The sequence below is a fragment of the Arthrobacter sp. efr-133-TYG-104 genome (assembly GCF_030208915.1).
In the GTDB taxonomy this organism is placed as follows: Bacteria; Actinomycetota; Actinomycetes; order Actinomycetales; family Micrococcaceae; genus Arthrobacter.
This window is the reverse complement of the sequence record NZ_JARVTA010000002.1, coordinates 294,751-318,077: the sequence shown is the minus strand read 5'-3', so window position 1 is coordinate 318,077 and position 23,327 is coordinate 294,751. Positions and strand designations below refer to the sequence as shown.

Genomic DNA, 23,327 nt, shown 5'->3' with positions numbered 1-23,327 from the left:
AGGGAATTCTCCCATGACAAAGGAGCCGTATATAGTTGCCTCCCAAGCCTCAGCAGGTACAGCAGGATATGGTGCTGAGCATGATGGACACTTCGCGGTTCCGAACCCTCCTTGAGCAGGAGCGCGCACGAAAACTCAGTCTCCTCCAGGACCTGCAGACGGACATAACCTCTGTTAACGTGGCCCGGCAAGACTCCAACGTCGATGACGAGCATGATCCGGAAGGCAGCACGATCGCCTTCGAGCTCTCCCAAGCCTCCGCCCTCCTGGCGCAAAGCCGCGCGGGCCTGGCGCAGATAGAAGCGGCGTTAAACCGGATCTCGGAAGGAACCTATGGAGTGTGCAGCGTGTGCGGCGCAGCAATTCCGGAGGGGCGCCTGGAAGCCCGGCCGTGGACTCCGTTTTGTGTGGCGCACGCTTCCGGACGCGCCTGACCCGGGCGAGGCTCAGGCCGGCGAGGGAAGGACGCTGTCCCGGTGTCCGGAATGCAACGCGGCGAAGAATTGACCCAGTTCTGCTGTTGCGTCCAGCGGCAGGATGTTTGCAACGTACTGGTCAGGGCGCACCACAACCACGACGCCGTCGCGGCTGAGGCCGCGCTGGTCGAAAATGTCGTTGGTGGGGTCGGTGCCGAAAACCTTTTCCAAGTACGTGAGCTTGAAAGGTCCGACGGTGGGCTTGAAGGCGGCAGGGACGGCGTTGATGTCAACAGCCGTGTGGTCCTGCTGGTAAATCACCTTCACATCGAACCACGCATCGCGGTCCAGGTCCGACGGCGTTCCAACCACCGGCGAGTCCGGCGAGTTCGCGATCCACTCGGCGAAGTCCGCAACAGGTCCGGGCGCTCCGGCAGGGGCAGCGTCAGCGAACACGTAGATGCGCCAGCGCCCATCGGCCTTAGCATGGTGGCCGAGCTGCATGGGGTTGGTGTCGCAGACACGCAGCACAGGTGCTGACTTGAATCGTTTGCCCAACGGGAATCCTGCCGCGAGTTCCTGGTACTTGGGCTCGGCAATGAGCATGGAGGGCGCATACTGCGTCATGAACCCGGCAGGGAACTCTGCAGTGCGGGTGTAGAAGTTCTCCAACTCCGTGGGGTCTTCGAACTCTTCGGGTTTTTTCGCCATGAGGGTGGACCACTGTTTATCGAAATCAATGAGGTTCTTGGCGACCACCTGCCGCTCGGCGGAGTACGTATCCAGCAGGCTCTCCGGGCTGCGTCCTTCCAGGACGTGCCCCAGTTTCCAGCCGATGTTGAACCCGTCCTGCATGGAGACATTCATGCCCTGGCCGGCTTTCGCGCTGTGCGTGTGGCAGGCATCCCCGGTAATGAATACCCGTGGTGTCCGTTGACCGCGTTCCTGCGGCAGGACGTCGTCGAACCTGTCCGTGAGGCGGTGGCCCACCTCGTACACGCTGTGCCAAGCCACGTTGCGCACATCCAAGGTGTAGGGGTGGATGATGGCGTTGGCCTTCTGGATGATTTGCTCGATGGTGGTCTTCCGGACTTCCCCGTTGTCGTTGGGATTGACCTCTCCCAGGTCCACATACATGCGGAAGAGGTGCCCGCCCTCGCGGGGAATCAGGAGGATACTTCCGCCGGCGCCGGACTGGATGGCACATTTAAGCCGAATGTCCGGGAAATCGGTGGTGGCCAGGACGTCCATGACGCCCCAGGCGTGGTTGGCCTGGTCTCCGGCGAGCGTGCAGCCGATGGCGTGCCGGACCTTGCTCCGCGCACCATCTGCACCCACCACATACTTGGCCTTGATGATGCGGTCGGCCCCTTCGTGGGGACCTGAGGTATGGCCCAGCGTCACGGTGACCGGGTACTGACCCTCGCCGGTGACCTCAAGGCCCTGGAATTCGTATCCGTAGTCCGGAGTCATCCGGGTGGGGGAGTTGGCCATGACTTCGGCGAAGTAGTCCAAAACGCGTGCCTGATTAACGATCAGATGCGGAAACTCACTGATCCCCGCGGGGTCGTCCACTGCGCGGGCCGCCCGGACAATGCGTGAATGGTCCGCCGGGTCCGGCTTCCAGAAAGCCATCTCGGTGATCCGGTAGGCCTCGGCAATGATGCGCTCCGCGAACCCGAATGCCTGGAATGTTTCCACGCTCCGCGCCTGGATACCGTCCGCCTGGCCGATTGCCAGCCGGCCTGGGCGGCGTTCGATGATGCGGGTGGTGACGTCCGGAAACTGGGACAGCTGTGCAGCGGTCAACATGCCTGCCGGCCCTGTGCCCACGATCAGCACATCTACTTCATCGGGAAGATCACCGGGCCGATTGATTCCGACGCCGGCAGCCGGCTCGATGCGCGGGTCACCTGAAACGTAACCGTGATGGTGGAACTGCACGGGCTTTCCTCACTTCTTTGTGTGCCGGCTGTTCTTGGCCACCGGCTGGTTCCGTGTTCGATAATAGAACTTGCTGTTCGATTATCGCTCGTTCAATGGTAACCTTGGTCACAACGTTGGGCAAATTCTTTTGCACTGGCCCGGCCCCTGCGTGCTTTCTCCATAACTTGCCCGTCCCGTGTCAGGATCAGGTATGGCCCGCCTGATGCTCCTGGACACAGCCTCCCTGTATTTCCGCGCCTTCTACGGCGTGCCCGATACCATCCGCCGCTCCGACGGAACACCGGTCAACGCCGTCCGCGGACTTCTGGACATGATCGCCCGGCTCACTACGGAATATGGAGCCACACACTTGGTGGCCTGCTGGGACAATGACTGGCGGCCACAATGGCGCGTGGACCTGATCCCGAGCTACAAATCCCATCGCGTGGCGGAGATTGTCGCCGATGGCCCGGACCTGGAAGTCGTGCCGGATCCCCTGGAGGCACAGATTCCGCTGATCCGTCGGGTCCTCGGGCTCGCGGGCATCGCCGTGGTGGGAGTGGACGGCTACGAGGCAGATGACGTCGCGGGCACCTACACCAGCCATGCCACCATGCCCACCGACGTCGTCACCGGGGACCGTGACCTCTTCCAACTGGTGGACGATGACCGGGGCGTCAGGGTCATCTACACAGCACGGGGCATGAAGAACCTGGAAATGGTCACGGACGTTGTGGTGGTGGGCAAGTACCATGTCCTGCCGCAGCAATACGCGGACTTCGCGACTCTCCGCGGCGATGCTTCCGACGGACTGCCGGGAGTCGCAGGCATTGGTGAAAAGACCGCGTCGTCGCTGCTGGGACGCTACGGTTCCCTTCAGGCCCTACTGGAGGCCGCACAGGACCCCGACGGTGGGGTGTCAGCTACCGTCGGCGCCAAGTTGGCGGCGGCGGCGGAATACCTCAAAGTGGCCCCCGCCGTCGTGAGGGTGGCGCGTGACCTGACGGTTCCCGCGCTTGAGGAGGTGCATGCCGAACTCGCTCCCATCACCGGCGAGGCACGGCGTGAACTTGAGGGGCTCGCCTCGGAATGGAATCTGGGCGGCTCCGTGAAGCGGTTGCTTGAGGCTTTCGACGCACAGCGGTAATTGGCAGGGGGAGGACGAAGGACCTGAAGGGGGCCCTGCCAGTACACCCTCCAGCAGTATCTGCCTACTCTCAGGCAAAGAGTGTTAGATGGATATGTCCACTCAAGCCAGACTCGCAGGAGAAACATGTCTACCGCTTCCGCATTTGCTTCACCCTCGGCCACGGGCGACCTGACCCTCACCACCATCGAGCGCCGGGACGTAGGACCCCACGATGTCCACATCGACATCAAGTTTGCCGGGATTTGCCACTCAGACATCCACACTGTCCGCGGTGACTGGGGCCCCCAGCAGTACCCGCTGGTGCCGGGACACGAGATCGCAGGAATCGTCACCGAGGTTGGTTCGGAGGTTACCAAGCACAAAGTCGGCGATCGCGTCGGCGTCGGCTGCATGGTCAACTCATGCAAGGAGTGCAAGAACTGCCTTGCCGGCGAGGAGCAATACTGCTTGAACGGCAACGTGGGCACCTACGGTGCGGTTGACCGGGACGGCACCATCACCCAAGGCGGTTACTCCACGGACATCGTGGTGAACGAAGATTTCGTTGTCTCCATCCCGGATGCGCTGGAGCTCGACGTCGCAGCGCCCCTGCTCTGCGCGGGCATCACCACCTTCTCCCCGCTGCATCACTGGGGTGCGGGTCCGGGCAAGAAGGTCGCCATCGTGGGCCTTGGCGGCCTCGGCCATATGGGCGTCAAGATCGCCCACGCCATGGGTGCCGAGGTGACTGTCCTTTCGCAGTCACTCAAGAAGATGGAAGACGGCCTCAAGCTGGGCGCCGACCACTACTACGCCACCAGCGATCCAGCCACGTTCGAGGAACTTGCAGGCACCTTCGATCTCATCGTCAACACCGTCAGTGCCTCCATTGACATCAGCGCCTACCTTCAGTTGCTGACCCTCAATGGCACTCTTGTCAACGTCGGGGCGCCGGCCGAGCCGCTGCCCGTCCAGGCCTTTGCCCTGATCGGCGGGCGTCGCCGGTTTGCGGGGTCCATGATTGGCGGGATCCCCGAAACGCAGGAGATGTTGAACTTCTGTGCCGAGCATGGCCTCGGCGCCGAAATCGAGGTCATCCCCGCCAGCAAGATCAATGAAGCCTATGAGCGTGTCCTGGCATCCGACGTCAGGTACCGCTTCGTGATCGACACCGCAACCATCGGCTGATCGTCCCATCACACCATCAACATTCGCGACGCCCCTTCCACGCGGTGGAGGGGGCGTCGCTCTTTGAGAGGATGGACCGGTGACATTCCAACTGGCCGACATGAGCGCGGGTCTGGCTTTCGCGGAGTCCCTTGACCGGCTCGCTGCCGCACTGGGGGAACAGGGCGGCGGGGGTGCGGCGGTGGTCCAGGCTCCGCCCGGCAGCGGGAAGACAACGCTGGTGCCCCCGCTGCTGGCAAACCTCATGTGGGCCAGCAAGAGCGACCGGCCCCGCGTCGTCGTTACCCAACCCCGGCGCGTTGCGGTTCGCTCGGCGGCCCGGCGGTTAGCTTCGCTGGATGGTACGCGCCTGGGCGACCGGGTGGGTTACACGCTCCGCGGTGAGAGCAAAACCAGCACCAACACCCTGGTGGAGTTCATGACCCCCGGCATCCTGATCCAGCGCCTGCTCACCGATCCGGGCCTGGAGGGCATCCATGCGGTGGTGCTGGACGAGGTCCATGAGCGCAGCCTGGACTCTGATCTCCTCGTCGGCATGCTCGGCGAAGTCCGGGCGTTGCGGGAAGACCTTATCCTCGTGGCCATGTCGGCAACCCTCGATGCTCAGCGGTTCGCGGCGTTGCTGGGGCACGCTCCTGTTGTTGACTGCCGTTCGGCCCTGCACTCCTTGGAGGTCCGGTGGGCGCCAGCGAGGGAACACCGGCTTAACGAGCGCGGGGTTTCCGGTGCCTTCCTCCACCACGTTGCCGATACGGCGGCCAGCGCCCATGCGGAGGTTCTCGGGGCGCAGCCCGACGTCGACGCTTTGGTCTTTCTTCCTGGCGCGCGAGAGGTGTCCGACGTCGCGTCCCGGTTGCGCTCCCGCCTGGCCGGGACTGTTGAGGTTCTGGAGTTACACGGCCAGATCGGCCCTGAAGCACAGGACCGTGCGGTGTCCGGGAGGGAGCCTGGGGGCCCGCCACGGATCATCGTCTCCACCGCTTTGGCGGAGTCATCCCTCACGGTTCCCGGCGTGCGGTTGGTTATCGATTCCGGGCTGTCCAGGGAGCCACGCCGCGACCGCGGGCGTGGGATGTCGGGCCTTGTGACTGTGTCCTGCTCACGGGCTTCGGCTGAGCAACGCGCCGGCCGTGCTGCACGACAAGGACCAGGTACGGTCATTCGTTGCTACGATCCCCAAGCGTTCGCAGCTGCACCGGCGCATACAACACCGGAAATCACGGTCGCCGACCTGACGGGTGCCGCCTTGGTGCTGGCATGCTGGGGTGCCCCGGAGGGGCGTGGCCTGGACCTCCCGGACCCGCCGCCCCACCCCGCCATGGAGGAAGCCATGACAGTGCTGCGCGAGCTGGGCGCGGTGACGGGAGAGGCAGCAGCCACTTCCCTCGGCAAAGTCTTGGCTCGCGTTCCCGCCGACCCCCGGCTCGCGCGCGCATTGCTGGGCGGGTCCGCGATCGTCGGCCATCGGGCAGCCGCAGAAGCCGTGGCCCTGGTGGCAGGCGACATGCGGGCACCCTCAGCCGATTTGACGCAATTACTTGCCGCGCTTCGTTCCGGTTCTGAGCCGGCCTCGCGGCGATTTCGGGAGGACGTCCAGCGGCTGGAATCAATTGCCCGCAGGGAGGCGGCCGTCGTGGCGGATTCCCTGCCCGACGTGAGCGTCAGTACGCAGCAGGCGCTGGGATTCGTTGTCGCCCTCGCCTTTCCGGATCGGGTAGCCCAGCGTGTCCCGGGGAAGAACTCCGGGACGTACCTCATGTCATCGGGCACGCGTGCCGGATTGCCGATGGGAAGTCCGTTGTCCGGCCACGAATGGCTCGCCGTTGCTGAGGTGTCGCGCGCCCACGGCCGGGCAGCTGCCGGCACGGGCGCGGTGATCAGGGCGGCGGCTCCGTTGTCTCCTGCGTTGGCGGAGGCTGCGGCGTCCGCTTTGGTGACCGAGAATACGCGGACGACGTTCGCGGAAGGCCGCGTAACGGCAAGGGCGGAGCGCAGCCTTGGCGCGATCGTACTATCGTCCACGCCGGTCCGCCCCAGCGCGGAAGCGGGGCGGAAGGCGGTCGCGGACGCCTTGCTGGGGGCGGGTTTATCCCTGATCGGCTGGTCGAGCGCAGCTGACTCATTGCGTCGGCGCCTTGCACTCCTGCACCGTGTGCTGGGGACGCCGTGGCCCGATGTCACAGACACGGCACTTCTTGCCTGCTTGGACCTCTGGCTGGCGCCCGAGATGGAGTCCATGGCGACAGGTAGCCCTGTCCGCACGGTGGATCTTCATGAGCCGCTCAGGAGATTGCTTCCGTGGCCTGAAGCGGCGCGCGTGGGGGAGTTTGTGCCCGAGCGGCTTGAGGTGCCGAGCGGCTCCCTGGTGCGGGTCCAGTATCCGGACGTGGACGACGACGCCGGACGCCCGGTCCTGGCGGTCAAGCTGCAGGAATGCTTCGGCTGGGACCGCACGCCACGCTTGGTGGACGGTAGGGTTCCTGTGCTGTTCCATTTGTTATCGCCAGCGGGTCGGCCCCTGGCTGTCACGGACGATCTCGAATCTTTCTGGTCAGGGCCGTACGCACAGGTCCGGGCCGAGATGCGTGGGCGTTACCCCAAGCATCCCTGGCCCGAGGATCCGTGGTCCGTTCCACCTACCGCCCGGACTAAGAAACGGATGTAACGGTGAGCATGGCTGCAGCTAGCGCAGCCGCTCAAGCATGAACTGGACCTCCCCGTCCACAAAAGTGCCGAGAACTCCGCTGGCGGCAAGCTCATCCGGGTCCGTGGTCAGCGGATCGAGGTCCAACGCGGTCAAGTCGGCACGTTTGCCCACCGTGATGGAGCCGGACACCTCCCATAAACCCGCGGCCTTGGCTGCGTGTGAGGTGTAGCCTTCCAGCGCTTGGAGTGCCGTGAGTGCTTGGTGCGGAGCGATCGGTTCCTGTTCAGGATGCCCAGACCTTCTCCGGAGCCGGGCATCGGCCATGATCGGAAGCGGCGCGAACGGTGCAACAGGCCAGTCCGAACCCATGGCGACGGTAACCCCCGCCTCCCTGAGATCCCGGCAACGCCAAGCCCGGTTCGCGCGTTCGGGCCCCAGCCGCGTGGACCAGTTGTCGCTGTGGTCGGCCAGCGAGTAATGCGTGCAGTGCGTTGGCTGCATGCTTGCAACAATGCCTTGCTCTTTGAACCGGGCGATGAATTCGTCCGGAATAGTCTCGATGTGTTCAATCCTGTGCACGGATCGGCGCTGGCCCGCTGGCAGGGCCTCCGCCGGTAGCGTCTCCAATGCCGTCAAAACGTGGGCAACGCCCGCGTCGCCAATGGCGTGGGTCGCCGTCGGAATGCCGCGTGTTGCAAAGTAGTGCACTGCAGCGCTGTAGTCCTCCGGGCGTGGCCAGAATGGCGCCGTTGATTGTCCGTAGAGGTCCGGCTCGTAGAGCCAGGCGGTTCCGTTGTCCACGGTTCCGTCAACGAACAACTTGATGGCTTCAACGGACCAACGGCGTCCACCTGTGCCTGCAGCGCGGGCCAAATCCTCCCATTCGGCTTCGCCGGTGCCTGGCATGCACCACGGTGCACTCCGAATCCGGAGGGGGAGCTCGCCCTCAGTTTCCAAGGCCCGGAACAGCGCTGCGGATTCCTCGCTGTGGTCCATGACGTGAGCACCCGTCAAGCCCGAGCGCGCCAAGTCCTGCAAAAGAGCCCCGAGTCGTGCCTTCCGCTGGGCAAAGGATTCCTGCGGCATATGCCGCTGGACAAGCTCCATTGCGGCGGCTTCCAGGAGGAAACCGGTAGGAACGCCGTCTGCGTCGCAGACCACTTCCGCGGCCTGCCCGAACTCATGGCGGCCCCGGATTCCGGCGATCTCCAAGGCCTTGCTGTTGGCCAAGGCCGAATGGGCATCGAACAAGCGGATCAGGGCCGGCCGATCACCGGTGATGTCATCGAGGGTGTCCCGGTGCAAGGGGACTGTACCGAATGCGTTCGGGTTCAGGCCCCACGCACGTATCCAGCCGCCGTCGCCAGCTGGTTCCTGGCGCAACAGCGCCCGCACTTCCTTCAACGTGGTGGCGCCGGACAGGTCCGCACCCATGGTGAGGTCAAGGCCGAAGACCGGATGGATGTGGCAATCCACCAGCCCGGGCGTGAGGGTCGCGTCCCCAAGGTCTACAACGCGGGTGCGTGGGCCGGCCCACTGGTTGGCTTCATGGCGGCTCCCGACTCCAGCGATAACGCCGTCGGTCATCGCGACAGCCTGCACCGGAGCCTGGGGATCTCTGGCTTGGCCTTCGTCCAGCGTGTGAACGGTGCCGGCAAGAATGATGAGGTCAGGATTCATGGGTTTCAAAGCTTCCAATTCGGGCGTATACGGCTGGTCGGGTGGTACGCAGTTTGCGGGCAATGAGCAACCCGGCAAGGAACACGAGAGGTGCAACCAGCAAAAGGATGATGTTGGTGACGTCATCGGCGAAAGTCAGGAGTTCGATGTTGACGGCGATCAAGACCGCCACACCGAAGAGCAGGACCGCCGAGGCCACGCTGAGCGGAATCAGGAGGCGGTTGGTGACAGCAGCGGGATTGCGCCGCAGGTACAGGAAGGCTGCTACCGACACCAGACCCTGCAGGCCAACGATGCCGAAGATGCCCGGCGTATTGACCCAGATGAGCAGCTGCTTGTACGGATCCGCGCCAACTACCGTGCAGATCAGGATGACGACGGCGGCCAGGATGGTCTGGATCTGCCCGGCACGGTGCGGGGATTTGTACTTGGGGTGGGTCTTTGCCAAGAATGCGGGCAGCACCCCGTCTTTGGCCAACATGTACACGTACCGGTTGATGGCGTTGTGGAAGGCCAACTGCGAAGCGTAAACGCTGGTGACGATCAGGACATACATCACCACCTCTGCCCAAGGACCCACATAGTGGTTGATGGTGGCGAAGAACATTCCGTCCGAGAGCTCTCCAGCGGCTGCGACCACATTGCCGTCACCGTAAGCCTGAACCACGGTCCATACGATGAAGGCGTAGAAGAGCGACATGAAACCCACGGCAACATAGGTGGCGCGCGGAACGGACCGGTCCGGATTCCGTGCTTCGCGACGGTAGAGGACCGTGGATTCAAATCCCATGAACGCGGCGAAACAGATGGCCAGGATGGCCAGGACGCCGGGAGTGAAGGCGTGCTCAGGGGAGAACGAGGCAAAGCTGATGCCGGCAGCGCCACCTTTGGCGAGAATACCCACGCCCATGACCGCCAGGATCGCGGTCTCGGCGACCAGCAGGACCCCCAGGACTTTGGCTCCGACGTCAATGCCACGGTAGCCAAGGAACCACACTGCGGCGATAGCAACCAAGGCCACCACCGGCCACGGCACGTCCAAGCCAAACAAAGTATGGAGCATGGCCTGCGTCTGGACCGCGAACAGTCCGTAGACACCTATCTGGAGGCAGTTATAGGAGACGATGGCAACGATTGCAGCTGCTAAGCCCACCGTCTTCCCCATCGCCAACGCGATGTAGGTATAGAAGCCACCGGCCGCTTTGACGTGCTTGGTGATGGCCATGAAGGAAATAGCGAAAATCAAAAGCACTGCACCGGCTATGACGTAGCCCATGGGGGCGCCGATGCCCCCGATGCCGATGGCGACAGGGGCTACGCCCGCCATCACCGTCAGCGGTGCAGCTGCGGAAATCACCAAGAAGGCAATGCCACCTGTTCCAATGGCATTCCGTTTGAGCCCAGTGGCCGCTTCGGCCGTGGGTGGCCGGGTTTCGAGATCTGACATGGTGGTCCTCGGGGTCAGGAAGGGGGAGGGAAGCCAGACGTAAGCGAAAGGCTTTCGTTTATCGTAAGGCTTTGTGATGCACTGCACAAGGCTCCGCCGGTAAGTTCTGGCTAGAGTCGTAACTACGCCGTTGATAGGAGAACCAAAATGGCACGCCCTCGCGTCCCGTTGATTTCCGTAGATGCCTTAGTCACCGCCGCCTTGGAGTTGGTGGACGAATCAGGGGACTTCAGCCTGCCCAAGCTGGCCAAACGCATCGGGGTGAGCCAATCCTCGATCTACAACCACGTCAGCGGCCGCGAGGAAATCCTGGAACTGATGCGGGGCCGGATCATTTCGGAAAGCCCGTACGACCTCGACGCCGCGGACGGCTGGGAAGCTGCGTTGGGCTCGATCGTCCGCAGCTACCGTGATGCGTTTGCCAGGCATCCCCGTTTGGCGCCGTTAATGGTCCTCCAGACTGTCCAGGACAGCCAAGTCCTGGCACTGTACGAGGACCTCGCAAAGGTCCTGGAGCAGGCTGGATTTCGCGGCAAGGACGTGGTTTCTGCGATCTCCACTGTGGACAGTTTCGCGCTCGGCTTCGCCCTTGACCTGGCAGCGCCCGACGTCGTATGGGCGCCTCCGGCGGACGGGTATCCCGCCCTGACCGGCGCCTTGGCCCAAGGAGCTTCGCCTGAGGACCGTGGAGGAGCCGCTTTTGATTTCGGCCTGGAGATCCTGATGGCTGGCCTCCGCAGCCGACTCCAAGCGACGGTCCGGTGAGTTTCGCCACTACGTGGTGGGCCGCCGTCGTTCGCGGCTTCACGGAATCACAAACCACTGCGGTTCCGATGCCTGTGTTGGTGGGGATAGTGGCGGCCGCCGTCGCTCTCAGCGTTCCGGCCGCAACGTGGCGGTGGTTTGGGCTTTATGTAACGTTCGTCCACGAGCTTGGCCATGCTTATGCCGCGCTTATGACCGGGCGGTATGTTCACGGGCTCCGCATCGGACTGGACCACTCCGGCCGCCTCGTCAGCAGTGGGCGCAGTGCGTTCGGCGCGGCCTGGTCCGGGTTTTGGGGCTACCCCGCACCGGCAGTCGTGGGCCTGGGGCTGATAGCGTCATTTACGGCGGGGCGGGCAGGCGCGGCCATGTCCATAGGGGCGGTGCTCCTCCTGGTCTCACTGATCTTCCTCCGGAACATCACGGGGATCGCCGTGGCCCTCTGCAGTGCAGCTATTGCCCAAGCCCTTGTTCTTTTCGCCTCTCCCACTGCCGTCAATTATGTAGTTCTGGGGCTCGGAATCGCTCTAACAGTGGGGGGAGTCCGCGACCTCGTCAAACTCGTCGGCGTCCACACACGGCGTCGCCATCAATTGGCGTCCTCAGATGCCTACATCCTTGCCCGCACCACCGGCGCGCCCTCGCTCGTGTGGCTGGCGGGTTTCACGGCAGTAATCGGTGGAGCCGTGGCACTAAGCATCTGGCTACTGTGGGAAATGTTCCACCTGACGCAGTGACATTTGCTCCCACAGCCGGCACATCAGGTCGCCTGCCGAAGGAACGCGGCGACTGCGGGCGCTAGCGAGGCGCCTACCTCGGCGGCGGTGCGCTTCACGCCTTTGATGGCAAAGGAATGGTCGCCGTCCTCAACCCATTGGATGGTCGCCGTCGGGCCTACAGCGGCGACCACGCGTTCAAGGAGCTCCGTTGTGGCGAACGTGTCCCTGGTGCCTTGCAGGAAAAACATGGGCACGGTGAGCCCGTACAGTTGTTCATCCCGCAACTTCTCCGGCTTGCCGGGCGGGTGCAACGGGTAGCCGAGGTATACCAAACCCTTGGCATTCATGCCTTCCGCGACGGCCATGGAGGCCATCCTGCCACCAAAGGATTTCCCACCGGCCCACAGGGGCTGGTCGGGTACTATCGCCGCAACGTGCTCCATCACCGCCCGCCACGCGGCGACGGCAGCCGGGGGCCGGTCCGGGAAGCGACGCCCGGCCTCCCGGTAGGGAAAGTTGAATCGCACCGTAGCCACCCCCAAGCCGGCCACCGCCTGCGAGAAGCCGTCAAGGAATGGGTGATCCATCCCGGCGCCAGCGCCGTGTGCCAGCACCAAGGTGGTGAAAGGCTGGTCCGGGCGGAGGTGGATGGCGGAGACGGCTCCCTCGCCTACGGCAATCTTCAAGGATGTTTCCGTGGTCGGCATGTCTCCATCATGCTGCAATCGGGGACGCTGAAGCGGCGAATAACAGGTAAGCCGGCAGGGCCGGATCGAATATGCGACGCACCGGCGGCGGGGGATCAAGACGCAACAGGGTTTGGCGGGGTAGTTTGTGGCCATGGCAAGCGAAGCAACCACTGTCACCGTCCCAGGTCCCCACGGTCCCCGGGAGGTGCGGATTTCAAGCCCCAGCAGGGTGATGTGGCCCGAGGCAGGACTGACAAAGCTGGACCTCGCGAATTACCTGATCGACGTCGGTGAGGCTTTTGTCACGGCTAACGGAAACCGGCCCGTGAGCCTTCAGCGGTACTCAGGCAACATCGACGGTGAGATGTTCTTCTCCAAAAATCCGCCCAAGGGCGCGCCGGAGTACGTGCGCTCGGTGCCGGTGACCTACCCCAGCGCCCGGTCCCATCCGCAACTCGTCATCGACGAACCAGCGGCAGCGGTGTGGGCGGCGCAAATGAATACCGTGGTCTTCCACCCGTGGGCGTCGCGTGCGGACAATTCGGACAACCCCGACCAATTGCGGATAGACCTGGATCCCCAACCGGGAACAGACTTTGCCGACGCCATTCCGGCTGCCCTTGAACTCCGTAAGGTCTTGGCGGACGCCGGACTGACCGCGTTCATCAAGACTTCGGGCAACCGAGGGCTTCACGTCTATGCGCCCATCGATCCTGTCTTCGAATTCCTGGATGTGCGGCACGCCGTGATAGCAGCCGGACGGGAGCTGGAACGAAGAATGCCCGAGCAGGTGACTACTGCTTGGTGGAAAGAGGAGCGCGGCTCACGAATCTTCGTCGATTTCAACCAAGCCAACCGCGACCGGACCATCGCCGGCGCCTATAGTCCCCGGGCTGTGCCCCAAGCCCAAGTGTCCTGCCCCCTGACGTGGGAGGAACTAGGCAGCGCGGATCCGGCCAAATACACCATCAGGACTGTTCCTGAGCGCTTGAAGACGGTGGGAGACCCTTGGGCAGCCATGCATGATCACCCTGGCAAGATTGACGTATTGCTTGAGTGGTGGGAGCGCGACGTCGCTAACGGCCACGGCGAGATGCCTTTCCCGCCCGAATTCCCCAAGATGCCCGGAGAGCCAATGCGGGTCCAACCGAGCCGGGCCCGTAAGCCGGAGTAGGACTCATTCGAACCGGGAGGGGTCCCCGGTTCCGCGACGAACAACCTCTGCAACACCGCTTGAAAAGTCGATCACGGTGGTGGGCTCGGACCCGGTGTCCCCGGAATCGATCACGGCGTCCACCTCATTGTCCAACCGTTCCTTGATCTCCCATCCTTGGGTGAGGGGTTCCTCTTGGTCTGGAAGCAGCAAGGTGCTGGAGAGCAACGGTTCACCGAGTTCGGCCAAGAGTGCTTGGACCACCTTGTGGTCGGGGATTCTGACGCCCACGGTCTTCTTCTTGGGATGAAGGAGCCGCTTAGGCACTTCACGCGTTGCCGGGAGGATGAAGGTGTAGCTTCCCGGAGTGACGGCCTTGATGCTCCTGAAAACGTCATTGTCCAGCATGACAAATTGGCCCATCTGGGCGAAATCCTTGCAGACAAGGGTGAAGTGGTGTTTGTCGTCCAAGTTCCGGATGGTCCTGATGCGGTCAAGTGCCTCCCGGTTCCCGATCTGTGCTCCCAATGCGTAACAGGAGTCCGTGGGATACGCGATCAATCCGCCGTCCTGCAGCATCTTCACCACCTGGCCGATGGCTCGCGGTTGCGGATCTTCAGGATGCACATCAAAGAATCTGGCCATGGAAAAAGCGTACGGCAAAGCTAAGACAACACGTCCTTATTGGAGAATTTCGCGTAAGCCAACGCACCGCACACCGCGATGTAGCCACCCTGAAGCAGGAGGTTATCTCCGAACGACGCCCACGATATGGGCTGACGTAAAAGATCAGCGAAACCCACCCAGTGGTGGCTGAACAACCAGGGATGGAGCCAGTCCAGTTGCGGCAGCGTATCCAGGACCTGCGAGACCACTGCGAGTACGATCGTAGCCGCCATCGCACCCACGGGGACGTCCGTCATGGTGGAAATCAGTAAGCCGATTGCGGACAGCCCTACCAGGGACACAGTGGCGTACGCAGCTATCAGCAACGACCTCACAGCTGCCTCGCCAACGCTGACAGTTTCACCTGACAACAGGGTCACCGGCCCCACAGGAAAGAAGACGACGCCGGCCAAGGCACCTGCCGCCGCAACAGTCGCCGTCGCCGCACAGCAGAAGGCGACCGCGCCGGCGTATTTGACCAGGAGCAGCCGGGTCCTTCCGGTCGGCGCCAGCAGCAGGTAGCGAAGTGTTCCTATGCTGGCTTCACCGGCAAGGGTGTCACCGGCCACCACGCCAACGGTCAACGGCAGGAACAGGGGCACACAGACCACCAGCGCCGTGAGTGCGACGAAGAGTCCATTCTGGCTGATCCGGTCCAGGAACAGTGGGCCCCTTCCTGGCGCCGTCGGCCGCGACGAGAGCTTGACGGCGACGGCAATGAGGATGGGAACAGCCGCCAGCGCCGCCAGCATTGCCCACGTCCGTACCCTGCGGAAAAGTACCGATATCTCCGAGGCAAGGAGGACCCAAGCCGCTGATGCGCGTCCGGAGTTGGAGCCCGCCTCATTACTGCCTGCCGTATCGCCGTTTCCCTTGGCGCGGCCTCGCTCAACCCGCGACATCAAAACCCTCCCCGGTGAGGGACAGGAAACGGTCTTCCAAACTCGCGCTTTCCACTGAAAAGCCCCTGACTCGAACCCCATCAGCAACGAGGGCTGCAACCACTGTTTCGGGTTCACGTCCGTCCAAGCCCGTGGCAAGCACTGCATCGGCGGCAAGTGAAGGACCATCCCAGGGCTGGGGCACGAAGCCCAGACGCGTCAGCACGCCTTTGGCGCGGTCGACGTCGGGCGTGAGAACCCGGACGCGCGACTGTCCAGCAGATCGGAGCTCCTCCAATGGACCCTGCGCCACCAGGCGTCCAACGCTCATGACACCCACGTGCGTGCACATCTGCTCGACCTCGGCGAGCAGATGGCTGGAAACGAATACGGTGGTTCCACCAGCGGCCAACGAACGGATCAAGCCGCGCACCTCCCGGGTGCCTTGCGGATCGAGTCCGTTGGTTGGTTCGTCCAACACCAGCAAGCGGCGCGGCCGCAGGAGCGCATTGGCCAAGCCCAGCCGCTGCTTCATGCCCAAGGAGTATGCCCGAACCTTCTTCTTCGCCGCGTGGCTGAGGCCCACCTGGTCCAAGGCGTCGTGAATCCGCTGCTTTCGGGTTTCGGATGGGGCATGCGGGTCCGCCGAGTCAAGCCGCCGCAGGTTGTCAGCGCCCGTCAGAAAGGGATAAAAGCCCGGTCCCTCAACCAGCGCCCCGACGTCGGACAGCACCGACGCCAGCGCCGCTGGCATCTTCTTCCCGAGCACCCGAACGTCGCCGCTGTTGGCCGATGCAAGGCCCAGCAGGAGCCGGATGGTGGTTGTCTTTCCGGAACCGTTCGGGCCCAGGAAGCCGAATACGGAACCAGCGGGCACGGCTAGGTCGATGCCGTTGACGGCAATTCGTCCGCCGAAGCGCTTGGTCAGGCCCCGGGTTTCGATGGCCCACCTGTCGGGCAGGCCAACGCTGTCCTGGTGCGGAGATTGCCCGCCTTGCTGGGACCTGTCGCGCCAAGTTCCGCTCACTGGGCGGCAGCCGCCGACTGGAGTCGGTCCAACGGCACCATGCCTGCGAAGACGCGGCCGTCGTCAAGGATCAACACGTTGATCAAGGATGTGGTCAGCGCATGCCCACCCGGAACCGGTTGCATCACTTGGGCGTAGGTCGGATTGGTGGTGATCCCGGAAGGGATTGACCCCGCGGGCAGCGCAACGATTGCGCTCCAGCCTTGGCCCGTAACGGTGAGTTTGGGGTGGGGCAGTTCACCGCTGGGGCTCGGTGGGGCAGGGCTCGAAGGAGGCGTAGGTTTCGCCGGCAACGCCCTTTCCGTGATCGATGCGCCCTGCGGGGGAGTGAAGTCGAACAATCCCGCGTCGGGCGAGGAGAGTGACAAGTCTGTGTAGGCCAACGTGTACGCGGGATCAGTTTGCGCCTTGGCCTTGACCTCCACTGCCAATGGAAGCCCTGTCTCAGAATCGATGTCGATTCCCACCGAGTCAACCAAGGTGTCTGCACTTCCCGGCGCCAGGTTCAGACGGTATGCGCTGCGACCGGCGACTGTGGAAGTCGGCCCAACAGTCATGTGGGTGTCTGCCTTGATCGCCGCCAGGAAGTGGTTGGCCATGGTTCCGGGCGTGGGAACCGGGACCGGAGTCGGCTCCTGCGGTGTAGCCGACTCCGTACCGCCACTCACGTGGGTAGCACTGTTATCCGCTGAGTTGTAGAACCACACCTGATGCTGGTTGACCACCAGATCCCGCTCGGCGAGCGCGTCCATGATTTGTACCCGGGCTTTTGCCGGACCGTCCACATAGACACGGGCGGTGTGCGTCCCGGTCAAGAACTCCAGCGCCGAGGCCGCGCCCGGAACGGTACCGGCGCCCAGCGTCGGAACCGCCGGTAACCCGAGCCCTGCCGTTTGCTGCACTGTCCCGGATAAGGCACGTACCTGAGTGTGGGTCATCATGGACACAAGCTCATCCGGTGTTTTGGGCGGAAGCGAAACAGTGGCTCCCGCTCGGACTGAAGCAGTCATGACAGCGAGCATCAAGGCAAGCGGTATCAGAAGGGCCGTGAGCCACCGCCGCCTAGCCGGTCCCATTGCTACAGATCTTCCTGCAGGAATGCCATGTCACCAGAATACTCCCGTTGAACCCCGCGAACGCGGGATGAACAGCCGGAACCGGATCAGGCTGGCAGAAGCCGGCGCGCGAGCTCAACGGCCCCGCGGACGGGCAGTTGGTCCAGGATGCGGACCGACGACGGGTCGTCCAAGGAAACCTTCCGGGACACTGCTGCTGCCAACTCTTGATGGTTCACCAGGACGCGTCCAGCCATGACCAACGGCAAGTCGAGGCCAAGCTCGCCCAACACCTGACGGGCCAGGGCCGCCAGCGAATGGGCGGCCTCGGCTTGGATGCGCAACGCGGCCGGCTCGCCCTCGGAGGCAAGTTCGAGGACCAGGGGAGCCAGCCCGGCCCAATAGTCCGGTTCCCGTTTGGTGTAGAAAGAATCCATGAGCTGGAGGGCGTCCACGCTCGCCGTGGCTGCCATCAAAGCGCGCACCAGGGTGCCAGGTTCCAACCCGGCGTAGTGCTCCCGCAATGCCTCGCGAACGGCGTCGCGCACCACCGAGTATCCGCCTCCCTCATCGCCCAGCAAGTAGCCATAGCCGCCGCTGCGGGCTTCGCGCCCTTCGCGATTCCGGCCCCACGCGACGGAACCGGTCCCCGCCACAAGGACCACACCGGCTTCCAGCCCGGCAGCGGCGAGCACTATGCGCGTGTCGTGGACTACCTCGATCGCTGCACCGGGAAAGTGTTCTGTCAGCAACGCTGAGAGGACCGCCCTACTGGCGGGTGTATCGGCTCCAGCCGCCCCGGCGCACACCGCTTGGACGCCGTCGCCGACGCTTGCTGCGATGCGTCGCAGCACAGCGTCAACGCCTTGGTGCCCTACTGAGGAAAGGTTGGCGCTGCTCTCGGTGATTTCCAGGCCGTTGAGCCCGGCTTTTCCTGGCCCAGCGTCCGCCAGGACCGCATGGGTCTTGGATCCGCCGATGTGCAGGCCGAGCACCGTTTGCGGCTCGGCCGTTGCCTGGAACTGCTGTGTTTCCCCCACGAGGCGCCCCTTCACTGCGGATGATCTGTGGGGCCTGGCAGGCTCCCACGAGAGTAAGCATGGCACAAAAGCCCCTGAGCCCAAGCAGGCAACGGTCAAAGCAGAGTCGGGATGTCGCTGACCGAAATGATGTTGCGACGCCAGGCAGCAGTAGTGTTCCCGTTATGTCCACCGATGCACTGCAGGCGCTCACTCCCTATGACGTGAAGGCAGGGGAGTGACGTGGCGAATTCCTCATCGGGCGAGTCAGTCATCCGCCGCGTCGTTCGCTTGGTAGGGGCGTTTGACGATAGTCACCGGACCATGAGCGTCGCTGCGCTGGCACGCCGTTCCGGGTTGCCCCCCAGTACGACGTATCGCTTGGTCGATGAGCTCTTGGCTGAAGGGCTGCTGGAGCGGGAACCCCATTCCGAGGTCCGTATAGGGACCCGCCTGTGGGAGCTGGTATCGAGAAGTTCCAGGATGGTGGGGCTGAGGGAGGCCGCGCTGCCGTTCATGGAGGACGTTCAATCCGTGGTCCAGCACTCGACTACGCTCGGGATTTTGGATTCGGATGAAGTGCTCTACATTGAGCGCCTCGGTTCGAGGGATTCCATGGTGGACATCACCAAGGTGGCCGGGCGCCTGCCCATCCATGGAACCTCGTCGGGACTGGTTCTCCTGGCGTACTCGTCGGCCCCGTACCAGGACCGGTTTCTCGCACGCCGGTTGGAGAAGTTCACTGACGCCACGCTCACCGACCCCGACGAGCTGCGCAGGCACCTGGCGGGCATCCGCAGCCAGGGGTTTGCTTCCATGCCGGGTTTGATTGTTCCCGGGTCCAGTGGCATCGCGGTCCCGGTTTTTGGGCGCACCAATTCAGTGGTTGCCGCGCTCAGCGTCGTCGTTCCGCGGAACGAGGAAAATGCAGCCGCTCGCGTCCCTGTGTTGATGACAGCCGCTCGGGGAATTTCCCGGTCGTTGGGCTGGCGGGGCGAACTGAAGGGTGCCTTGCGCCAAAGCAACGGGAATTTCTAGTTCCCGTTCATCGGTAACGCCGCCTGTCGGGTCGGAGGCCGCTGGCAGAGTGGAGCGCAGCAGGGCAGCTCGCTCCGGACACCACCGGGAGGGCTCCGGAGGCTTCCATCCGTGATGCCCTGCACCCAGGCACCACGAGCGTCGCAATGATGCGGCAGGAGGAGTTGGCCATGCAGGCATCAGCACACTCAGAACCACAGGCAGAACCAAGTACACCAGCACTTGCACAGGAGGACGCACGAGGGCGTGTGGCCGGCAAGGTGGCCATCGTCACTGGGGGCCGGGGAGACTTGGGCAGCGCGACGGCGCGCTTGCTGGCGGCCCACGGCGCGGTAGTCGCGAGCCTCGACCGGGCCGGTACTCCACTCGCCTCGAGTCACCCGGGTATCACTGAATACGACGTTGACGTGACGGATGAATCAAACGTCGCCGCAGTAATCGCCCGCATCGGGGCAGAGCTTGGACCTCCGAACGTCCTGGTCAACGCGGCCGGCATCATCGGACCGGCCGGAGCGAGCCATACGGCAACGGTGGACGACTTCAATGTCATCTTCGATGTCAATGTCAAAGGTGTCTGGCTGATGACGAAGCACGTTGTTCCGGGCATGATTGTCAAGAAGTCCGGGAGCATCATCAATTTCTCGTCCATCCACGGTCTGACCGGTGGACGGAACGTCCCTCTGTACCATGCCACCAAGGGGGCCGTCCGCCTCCTGAGCAAATCCGATGCTGCCGCCTACGGCGTGCACGGCATCCGGGTCAACTCCATCCATCCCGGTTCCATGAACACCAGGATGAGCCGCCGCTCCGCCGAACAGTCCGACGTCGGCGCTGAAGCCTACTACCGGCAGCTGGTGGGCGGTAACCCCCTTCCCCGGCAGGGAGAGCCCGACGAGATTGCATACGGGGTTCTCTACCTCGCCTCCGATGAGTCCCGCTTCACCACCGGCTCGGAACTGGTCATTGACGGCGGATACACCGCAGTCTGAGCGCACTTCCCTGCTTTCCACCGGCATTCCAGATTCCACGAAAGGCTCCACCATGAAATTCCTGAACGGTACGCCGGCAGACAGCTACGACGTCGTCGTCCTAGGTTCCGGCGCGGGCGCGCTAACCGCAGCGGCCACAGCTGCACGCGGCGGGAAATCCGTCGTCGTGCTGGAAAAGAGCAGACTCCTGGGAGGCACCTCGGCAGTCTCAGGCGGCATGTTGTGGATAGCTGACAACCACCATGCCCGCGATGCGGGGCTGACTGACTCCAAAGAAGCGGCAGGGAGGTACGTCCGGGCAGTGGCCCGTGGGCGGAGCCGGGACGAGCTACTGGACGCCGCGCTGGATTACGGCGATGCAATGCTGCGCTTTACCGAAAACGAGTGCGGTCTCCGCTTTATTTTCCTGGACAACTTCCCGGATTACCGGCAAGACCTTGCCGGGTCAGTTGCAGGCGGCCGGACCGTGGAACCGGAACTGTTCAATATCCGCGACGCGCTCGGCGCGCTGGCCGATCACGTCCGTTCCGATGGCCGTGCGCCGTTCACCATGCAGGAATACGAGAATTGGGGAGCTTTCACCAAGTTCCCCTGGGAGGAACTCAACCGACGACAGGACGAAGGGCTCGTTGCCAAGGGCCACGCACTGGTATCCATGTTGCTTGCCAGCTTGGTCCATGATGGTGCGGCGCTGGCCGTGGATGCACGTGGCCAACGCCTGCTGGTGGACGGGGAAAGGGTGACGGGCGTCAAGCTGGAGTCGGGAGAGGTTTTCCATGCGAACGACGGCGTCGTCCTCGCCACTGGCGGCTTCGAGTGGGACAAGGAGTTGGCTGACTCCCTGTTGGCGTCCCGTCTCCATGCCGTGTGTTCACCGCCGTCGAACACCGGTGACGGGCTCAAAATGGCCCAGCGGATCGGGGCGCAGACCCGGGGAACCCGCGAAGCGTGGTGGGCTCCGATGGCTGTCACGGGAGACACGCGGGACGGTGAACCAGTTGGTACGTTGCTGCGGTTTGAGCGTCAGGGGCCGGGCTCGATCATGGTGAACCGGAACGGGCAACGCTTTGCAAACGAATCGCAGAACTACAACGACCTTGCGCGCTGCCTGCATTCGTGGGACTCACCCAACCACCGCGCCTTGAACACGCCAGCGCACGTGGTGTTCGACCACAGCTACCTGGAACGTTACGGAGTCCTCGCCCACCGGGCTGGCCAGCCGACTCCGGCGTACTTGATCGAGGCGCCCACCCTCAGTGAACTCGCCAACAGGATCGGTGTTCCGGCGCCGAATCTCGAGTCCACGGTGGCTCGGTTCAACGAATCCGCCGTCAAGGGCGAAGATCCAGAGTTCGGCCGGGGCCTCAGTGCGTATGACAAATATTGGGGTGATGACGATTGCCCGTGGCCGAATCCTTCCCTGGGTCCACTGCAGACAGGACCGTTTTATGCCCTGGAGGTGGTCAACGGCGCGTTCGGAAGCAATGGGGGCGTGGCCACGGACGGCCTTGCGCGCGTTATGGACGTGGATGGCCAACCGATTCCAGGCTTATTCGCAGCGGGCAACACCGCTGAGAACGCTTACGGTGCGGGCTATCCAGGTGCCGGTGCCACCTTGGGGCCCATTATGACCATGGGCTACCTGGCAGGCCGGACCATCGCGGGCCAACCAGCTGAGTATCACGCTGCTCCAGCCCCGGCGGAGGTGGGCGCGTGATACGGCACGCAGTGATGTTCAAGTTCTCGCCGGCCTTCCCCGCGGCGGACAAAGCCTTGTGGATCCGGGGCCTGGATGACTTGGCCGGCAACATTCCCGGGTTGCTGGAATTTGCCCACGGTGCAGATGTCCTCCAGACGGAACGTTCGTTCGATTACGCCATCGTTGCGGACTTCGAGAGCGTTGAGGACATTCTGGTCTACAACACACACCCGTTGCACGAGCCGCTGAAGAAGTACTCGTTTCCCAACTGCGAGAAGATCATCGCGGTGGATTTCCTCCTCTAGACTCCCGCCTGTCGCAATGGTCTTAGGGGCTGGCCGCAACCTCTGCAGCCAGCTCCAGGGTGGCTCGCACGAACTGCCGGCTTGGCTTGGAGTAGTCCTCCACGATGCGCGTGAAAAGCTCGACGCCCCGCACGCCGGGCCAGTCATCCGGGAGGAACGCCAACGGGAGCCCGGGGTCCAGATACGGGATGACCCGCCAGCGGTCAATGCACTGCACGTAGACAGCAAAAGCTTCGGCCGAGGGTTCCACATGGCCGCTCCGGGCTGCCCGCCCCGCAGCGTCGAGTTCCCGGATGAAGTCCTTGTGCAGCTCCGCCACGGCGTCCAAATCCCACCACGAGGACACGGCCTCCTTCAAGCTGCCGCCCACCAGCGGAGTCTCCGTGACGAAGATAGTTGCCATCTGCCGCAGCTGCAGGTCCTCAAGGATCTCTTCGACCTCGACGCGAAGGGAATCCGGGCAAATCCACAGCCCTGCCGCAACCGTTCCGCAGCCTATCCAGTGGAACCTGCGCCGCAACTGATGGCGCTTTTCCCGCTCGGTCTCGGGGATGGAAAACGAGATGAGGCACCACGGATCGGAGGGAGCCATGCTCCGTGGGTTGAAAATCCGCCGATCACCCCGGGAGAGCATTGCGCCGGCGCCGTCGGTGAGCATGAATCCGGGAATTCCGTCGCGCACCTCCTGGACCACCACGTCCTTCTTGCGCAAGCGGCCAAGCGCGGTCCTGGTCACCGTTCCGGAGGTCCCTAGTGCTTCCATGAGCGCAACGATGTCCTTGGCGGCCATCCATCCACCGGCGTCGCGCAGGTACAGCCCGATGATCGTGCGTAGAAGTGACGTGGTACTCCCGGGCCGGGAGTCCATGTCATCGAGGACTGCACTCAC

Annotated in this window: 21 protein-coding genes; 11 read left to right on the top strand and 10 right to left on the bottom strand. The window is 63.5% G+C overall.

Features of this window, described 5'->3' with window-relative positions; translation table 11 throughout:
* Positions 1–80: 80 nt before the first annotated feature.
* Complete coding sequence (locus QRN04_RS03660) at positions 81–434, top strand: TraR/DksA family transcriptional regulator (RefSeq protein WP_284974790.1); 354 nt, start codon at positions 81–83, stop codon at positions 432–434.
* 12 nt (positions 435–446) lie between these two features.
* On the opposite strand, the gene QRN04_RS03655 is transcribed toward QRN04_RS03660, so the two are convergent.
* On the bottom strand, positions 447–2,360 hold the full coding sequence (locus QRN04_RS03655; protein WP_284974789.1) for an FAD-binding monooxygenase: 1,914 nt from the start codon (positions 2,358–2,360) through the stop codon (positions 447–449).
* 193 nt (positions 2,361–2,553) lie between these two features.
* Here QRN04_RS03655 and QRN04_RS03650 point away from each other — a divergent pair, with 193 nt between their 5' ends.
* The 3 genes from QRN04_RS03650 (at position 2,554) to hrpB (ending at position 7,324) form a co-directional block, all read left to right on the top strand.
* On the top strand, positions 2,554–3,489 hold the full coding sequence (locus QRN04_RS03650; protein ID WP_284974788.1) for a 5'-3' exonuclease: 936 nt from the start codon (positions 2,554–2,556) through the stop codon (positions 3,487–3,489).
* Positions 3,490–3,615: 126 nt separating this feature from the next.
* Positions 3,616–4,659 carry an NAD(P)-dependent alcohol dehydrogenase gene (locus QRN04_RS03645; RefSeq protein WP_284974787.1) on the top strand — a complete coding sequence of 348 codons (1,044 nt, stop codon included), beginning with the start codon at positions 3,616–3,618 and terminating at the stop codon, positions 4,657–4,659.
* A gap of 100 nt (positions 4,660–4,759) precedes the next feature.
* A complete protein-coding gene (gene hrpB / locus QRN04_RS03640) occupies positions 4,760–7,324 on the top strand; it encodes an ATP-dependent helicase HrpB (protein ID WP_284974875.1) in 2,565 nt (854 codons plus the stop codon).
* A gap of 18 nt (positions 7,325–7,342) precedes the next feature.
* Here hrpB and QRN04_RS03635 read toward each other — a convergent pair whose 3' ends face one another.
* A complete protein-coding gene (locus QRN04_RS03635) occupies positions 7,343–8,986 on the bottom strand; it encodes an amidohydrolase (protein ID WP_284974786.1) in 1,644 nt (547 codons plus the stop codon).
* On the bottom strand, positions 8,976–10,433 hold the full coding sequence (locus QRN04_RS03630; protein WP_284974785.1) for an APC family permease: 1,458 nt from the start codon (positions 10,431–10,433) through the stop codon (positions 8,976–8,978). Before QRN04_RS03630 ends, QRN04_RS03635 begins: the two co-directional genes overlap by 11 nt.
* A gap of 147 nt (positions 10,434–10,580) precedes the next feature.
* Between QRN04_RS03630 and QRN04_RS03625 the strand changes: the two genes are divergently transcribed.
* The gene (locus tag QRN04_RS03625) at positions 10,581–11,198 is read left to right on the top strand and encodes a TetR/AcrR family transcriptional regulator C-terminal domain-containing protein (protein ID WP_284974784.1); all 618 of its coding nucleotides are present in this window, start codon (positions 10,581–10,583) and stop codon (positions 11,196–11,198) included.
* Positions 11,195–11,935 carry a M50 family metallopeptidase gene (locus tag QRN04_RS03620; protein WP_284974783.1) on the top strand — a complete coding sequence of 247 codons (741 nt, stop codon included), beginning with the start codon at positions 11,195–11,197 and terminating at the stop codon, positions 11,933–11,935. The genes QRN04_RS03625 and QRN04_RS03620 overlap by 4 nt, the downstream gene beginning before the upstream one ends.
* A 23-nt stretch (positions 11,936–11,958) precedes the next feature.
* Here QRN04_RS03620 and QRN04_RS03615 read toward each other — a convergent pair whose 3' ends face one another.
* A complete protein-coding gene (locus QRN04_RS03615) occupies positions 11,959–12,624 on the bottom strand; it encodes an alpha/beta hydrolase family protein (RefSeq protein WP_284974782.1) in 666 nt (221 codons plus the stop codon).
* Positions 12,625–12,757: 133 nt separating this feature from the next.
* Here QRN04_RS03615 and ligD point away from each other — a divergent pair, with 133 nt between their 5' ends.
* A complete protein-coding gene (ligD, locus tag QRN04_RS03610) occupies positions 12,758–13,780 on the top strand; it encodes a non-homologous end-joining DNA ligase (RefSeq protein ID WP_284974781.1) in 1,023 nt (340 codons plus the stop codon).
* A 3-nt stretch (positions 13,781–13,783) separates the two neighbouring features.
* On the opposite strand, the gene QRN04_RS03605 is transcribed toward ligD, so the two are convergent.
* The 5 genes from QRN04_RS03605 to QRN04_RS03585 all read right to left on the bottom strand — a co-directional run bounded on the left by QRN04_RS03605 (position 13,784) and on the right by QRN04_RS03585 (position 18,428).
* A complete protein-coding gene (locus QRN04_RS03605) occupies positions 13,784–14,404 on the bottom strand; it encodes an L-threonylcarbamoyladenylate synthase (protein ID WP_284974780.1) in 621 nt (206 codons plus the stop codon).
* Positions 14,405–14,424: 20 nt separating this feature from the next.
* A complete protein-coding gene (locus QRN04_RS03600; RefSeq protein WP_284974779.1) occupies positions 14,425–15,327 on the bottom strand; it encodes an ABC transporter permease in 903 nt (300 codons plus the stop codon).
* Positions 15,314–16,267 (bottom strand): ABC transporter ATP-binding protein, encoded by a 954-nt coding sequence (locus tag QRN04_RS03595; protein ID WP_284974874.1) that lies wholly within the window; start codon positions 16,265–16,267, stop codon positions 15,314–15,316. The genes QRN04_RS03600 and QRN04_RS03595 overlap by 14 nt, the downstream gene beginning before the upstream one ends.
* Positions 16,268–16,329: 62 nt before the next feature.
* Positions 16,330–17,343: a LolA family protein gene (locus QRN04_RS03590; RefSeq protein WP_284974778.1), complete on the bottom strand. Its 1,014-nt coding sequence runs from the start codon at positions 17,341–17,343 to the stop codon at positions 16,330–16,332.
* 152 nt (positions 17,344–17,495) lie between these two features.
* Positions 17,496–18,428 (bottom strand): N-acetylglucosamine kinase, encoded by a 933-nt coding sequence (locus QRN04_RS03585; RefSeq protein ID WP_284974777.1) that lies wholly within the window; start codon positions 18,426–18,428, stop codon positions 17,496–17,498.
* A 222-nt stretch (positions 18,429–18,650) separates the two neighbouring features.
* On the opposite strand from QRN04_RS03585, the gene QRN04_RS03580 reads away from it, so the two are divergent.
* From QRN04_RS03580 to QRN04_RS03565, 4 genes are all read left to right on the top strand, one after another.
* On the top strand, positions 18,651–19,445 hold the full coding sequence (locus tag QRN04_RS03580; RefSeq protein WP_284974776.1) for an IclR family transcriptional regulator: 795 nt from the start codon (positions 18,651–18,653) through the stop codon (positions 19,443–19,445).
* A 170-nt stretch (positions 19,446–19,615) separates the two neighbouring features.
* Entirely contained in the window at positions 19,616–20,434 is an 819-nt protein-coding gene (locus tag QRN04_RS03575) for an SDR family NAD(P)-dependent oxidoreductase (protein ID WP_284974775.1), read from the top strand.
* Positions 20,435–20,486: 52 nt separating this feature from the next.
* Entirely contained in the window at positions 20,487–22,151 is a 1,665-nt protein-coding gene (chcC1, locus tag QRN04_RS03570; protein ID WP_284974774.1) for a 4-oxocyclohexanecarboxylate 2-dehydrogenase, read from the top strand.
* On the top strand, positions 22,148–22,438 hold the full coding sequence (locus tag QRN04_RS03565) for a Dabb family protein (protein ID WP_284974773.1): 291 nt from the start codon (positions 22,148–22,150) through the stop codon (positions 22,436–22,438). Before chcC1 ends, QRN04_RS03565 begins: the two co-directional genes overlap by 4 nt.
* A 22-nt stretch (positions 22,439–22,460) precedes the next feature.
* Here QRN04_RS03565 and QRN04_RS03560 read toward each other — a convergent pair whose 3' ends face one another.
* The gene (locus QRN04_RS03560; RefSeq protein WP_284974772.1) at positions 22,461–23,327 is read right to left on the bottom strand and encodes a PaaX family transcriptional regulator; all 867 of its coding nucleotides are present in this window, start codon (positions 23,325–23,327) and stop codon (positions 22,461–22,463) included.